Raw genomic sequence first — 3,737 nt, forward strand, 5'->3', positions numbered from 1 at the left:
CGCCCAGCTGCGCGAGCCGGCGCTGCCAGGTGTCGGCGTCACGGACCGCGGACTCCCAAGCCGCCCGCGTGCGCTCCTCGACGAGCGCGCGCCGCACGCGCTCGTTGCGCAGGACCCGCAGCTTCTGGTCGAGCAGGTCGACGGCCCGGCGGGCGACCTGTCGGCGGTGCACGAGCCACAGCTGCCCGGCGCGGCCGGGCGGGACGTGCAGGCGGCGGCTCATCGCGCGCCCCCGGTGCTCGCGCCGCTCGCGTCGTACCGGCGCGCCAGCTGGTCCTCGGAGACCATCGTCAGCTCGCGGCGCGGCAGCAGCGACAGTGCCTGCCAGCACCGGTCGAGCGTGTCCTCGATCGCGCGCGCCTCGTCCACCCGCTGGCTCAGCAGCCGGTGCTCGACGTCGGCGGCGAAGGCGAGGTAGGCCCGGTCGGTGCCGCTCAGGGCGTCCTCGCCGATGAGGTCCGACAGCTCGCGGACCTGCCGGGCCCGCGACAGGCACGCCATCGTCTGGGCCGCGACGTCGAGGTGGTCCTCGCGGGTCCGGCCCGGCCCGGCGCCCTTGCGCATCAGCCGGGACAGCGAGCCGAGCGGGTCGACGGGCGGGTAGACGCCGCCGGCGTGGGCCGCCGTCGACAGCACGACCTGCCCCTCGGTGATGTAGCCGGTGAGGTCCGGCACCGGGTGCGTGATGTCGCCGGCGGGCATGGTCAGCACCGGCATCAGCGTCACCGACCCCGGCCGCCCGCGGATCCGGCCGCAGCGCTCGTAGAGCGACGCGAGGTCGCTGTAGAGGTACCCGGGGTAGGCGCGCCGGCCCGGGATCTCCTCCCGGTCGGAGGAGACCTCGCGCACCGCCTCGGCGTACGACGTCATGTCGGCCATCACGACCAGCACGTGTCGCCCACGGTCGAACGCGAGGTGCTCGGCGACCGTGAGCGCGATCCGCGGCGTGAGGATCCGCTCGACGACCGGGTCGTCGGCGGCGTTGAGCAGCATCACCAGCTCGCCGCGAGCCGACCGCTCGGCGAGAGCGTCGCGGACGGCGGCCAGGTCGGGACGGGTCAGGCCCATGCCGGCGAACACGACCGCGAACGGATCTCCGCCCACGGTCGCCTGCGCGGCGACCTGGGTCGCGAGCTCGAGGTGCGGGAGGCCCGCGACCGAGAAGACCGGCAGCTTCTGCCCGCGCACCAGCGTGGTCAGCGCGTCGATCGCCGAGACGCCGGTCAGCACCGGGTCGGTCGGCGGTTCGCGCCGAGTCGGGTTGAGCGGCCGGCCCGAGACCGCGGCGGTCCCGGACCCGACCACCGGCGGGCCCCCGTCGACGGGCTCCCCCCGGCCGTTGCAGGCGCGGCCCAGCCACGCCTCACCCACCGGCACCCGGGTCGGCTCCCCCGCGAAGACCACGGACGTCCCCTCGACGCCCAGGTCGTCCGTGCCCTCGAGGACCTGGACGACCGCGAGGTCGCGGTCGACGCTGAGCACCAGGCCGTGCCGGACCCGGCCGTCGGCACTGCGGATCGTCGCGGACTCGTCCCAGCCGACCCCGTGGACGTCCCGGACGACGAGCAGCGGCCCCCGCAGCTGGGAGATCCCGAGGTGCTCGAGCGTCCCGACCCAGCGCGTCATGACAGCCCCTCCAAGGCGGCGAGGACGGTCTCGCGGCGGGCGACCACCCCGTCGACGTCGTCGGGCCCGGTCGCCTCGGCCGCCCGCACGAGCGCACCGAGGTCGACCTCCTCGATCCGGGTCGCCGGCACCCCGGACTCGACGAGGCTCTCGCAGCGGTCGACGACCGCCAGGACGGCGTCGACCAGGGCCGCACCCTTGGCGGCCGAGCAGAAGCCGTCGTTGGCGCTCAACGCGTTCTGTCGCAGCACGCACTCGCGCAGGAGGCGCCCGGCGAGCAGCACCACCCGCTCGGGGCCCGGCATCGCGCTCTCGCCCACGAGCTCGGCGAGCGAGGCGAGGCGGTCGGACTCGGCCAGCAGGCTGCCCATGCGGGCGCGCCGGCGCGCCCAGGAGGCGTCTCCGTTGCGCGCGTGCCACCCGGCGAGCACACCGGCGTCGCGGGAGAACGAGCCGGCCCAGGCCACGGCCGGGTAGTGCCGTGCGTAGGCGAGGTCGCGGTCGAGCATCCACGTCGCCCGCACGAAGCGCTGGGTGTGCGCGGTCACCGGCTCGGTCATGTCCCCGCCGGGCGGCGACACCGCGCCGATGATCGTCACCGACCCGCCCCGCCCGCCGAGGGTGCGCACCTCGCCCGCGCGCTCGTAGAACGCGGCGAGCGCGGAGGCCAGCCCCGCGGGGTAGCCCTCCTCGGCGGGGAGCGCCCCTCGCCGCGACGCGAACTCGCGCAGCGCCTCGGCCCAGCGGGACGTGGAGTCCGCGATGACCACCGCGTGCAGACCCATGTCACGGAAGTACTCCGCCACCGTCACGCCCGTGTAGATGCTCGCCTCGCGGGCCATCATCGGCATGTTGGAGGTGTTCGCGATCACGACGGTCCGCAGCCGCAGCGCCCGCCCGGTGCGCGGGTCGACCAGCGACTGGAGCTCCTCGACGATGTCGGCCATCTCGTTGCCGCGCTCGCCGCAGCCGACGTAGACGATGACGTCGGCGTCGCACCACTTGGCGATCTGCTGCAGCAGCATCGTCTTGCCGGTCCCGAACCCACCGGGGACCGAGGCCGTGCTGCCGCGGGCGACCGGCTGGAGCAGGTCGAGGACGCGCTGGCCGGTGTGCAGCGCGGCCGGGTCGTCGACCCGGGCGCCGACCGGGCGGGGCCGGCGTACCGGCCAGGTGCTCGCCATCGCGATCGGCCGGCCCGCGACGACCGCCAGTGTCTCGTCGGCGCGGTAGGTGCCGGCCGGTACGACGCTCTCGACCGGGCCCGGCTCGCCCTCCCCAGCGTCGGGCGGCACCGTCACCCGCAGCTCGAGCGGCCCGTCGCCGCCGAGCGTGCCGATCTCCTGTCCCGGCGCCAGCCGCTCGCCGGTCGAGACCGACGGGGTGAACTCCCACCGGCGCGCGTCCCGGTTCGCCGGCCCGGCGCCGGGCTCCAGCCAGTCATCGGCGTCCGACAGCGGCCGGAGCAGGCCGTCGAAGACGCCACCGAGCAGGTGCGGGCCGAGGTACGCCGACAACGGTTGCCCGAGCGCGGTCGCGGGCGCTCCGGGAGCCAGCCCGCCGGTGTCCTCGTAGGCCTGCACCGTGAGGACGCCGTCGGCGATCGCCACCACCTCGCCCAACAGGCCGGCCGGGCCGAGGGCGACGACCTCGGACACCACCGCACCCGGGAGCCGGTCGACCTCCACGAGCGAGCCCGACACCATCGCGACCCGGCCCCGGGGCGCAGCACTGCCGGCGCTCACGGCGACCACAGCCCCGCGAGGTCGGGTCCCAGCGCCGCGAGCGCGAGGTCGACCAGGTGGTCCGGCTCGAGGGTCAGCCGGCGATCGGTCGAGACCGCGACCGGCCCGTGCTCCCCATCTCGGATGGCCGGGTCCGGGCCCAGCCGCTCGGCGGCCTCCCGCGCCACCCGGGCCCGGACGTCCGGGGCGAGCTCGCGGAGCAGCGCGGCGACACCGGCCGTCGTACGCCGCCGCAGCTCGTCGTAGGCCTCCCGCTCGGCCGCGAGCACCCGCGCGCGGGCCTCGCGCAGCGTCCTGGAGCGCTCCCCTCCGAGGGCCGCCGCCGCGTCGGCGGCTCCCTGAGCACGGGCGTCGGCCACGATCCGG

General features: G+C 76.3%; 4 protein-coding genes. All 4 read right to left on the bottom strand.

The window, feature by feature from the left end; translation table 11 throughout:
* Positions 1-223: hypothetical protein (locus tag VGD85_RS10415; protein ID WP_331063369.1), on the bottom strand; the 223-nt coding region annotated here is incomplete at its 3' end.
* A complete protein-coding gene (locus tag VGD85_RS10420) occupies positions 220-1,626 on the bottom strand; it encodes a V-type ATP synthase subunit B (protein WP_331063370.1) in 1,407 nt (468 codons plus the stop codon). The genes VGD85_RS10420 and VGD85_RS10415, both read right to left, overlap by 4 nt.
* Positions 1,623-3,371: a V-type ATP synthase subunit A gene (locus VGD85_RS10425; RefSeq protein WP_331063371.1), complete on the bottom strand. Its 1,749-nt coding sequence runs from the start codon at positions 3,369-3,371 to the stop codon at positions 1,623-1,625. Before VGD85_RS10425 ends, VGD85_RS10420 begins: the two co-directional genes overlap by 4 nt.
* Positions 3,368-3,737 (bottom strand): hypothetical protein (locus VGD85_RS10430; protein ID WP_331063372.1); only part of this gene is annotated, 370 nt, incomplete at its 5' end. The genes VGD85_RS10425 and VGD85_RS10430, both read right to left, overlap by 4 nt.

This window comes from Nocardioides sp. (genome assembly GCF_036401255.1).
Lineage (GTDB): Bacteria > Actinomycetota > Actinomycetes > Propionibacteriales > Nocardioidaceae > Nocardioides.

Coding starts and splice junctions, on each gene's coding strand:
- VGD85_RS10420 (WP_331063370.1), bottom strand. CDS start 1,626: ATGACGCGCTGGGTCGGGACGCTCGAGCACCTCGGGATCTCCCAGCTG.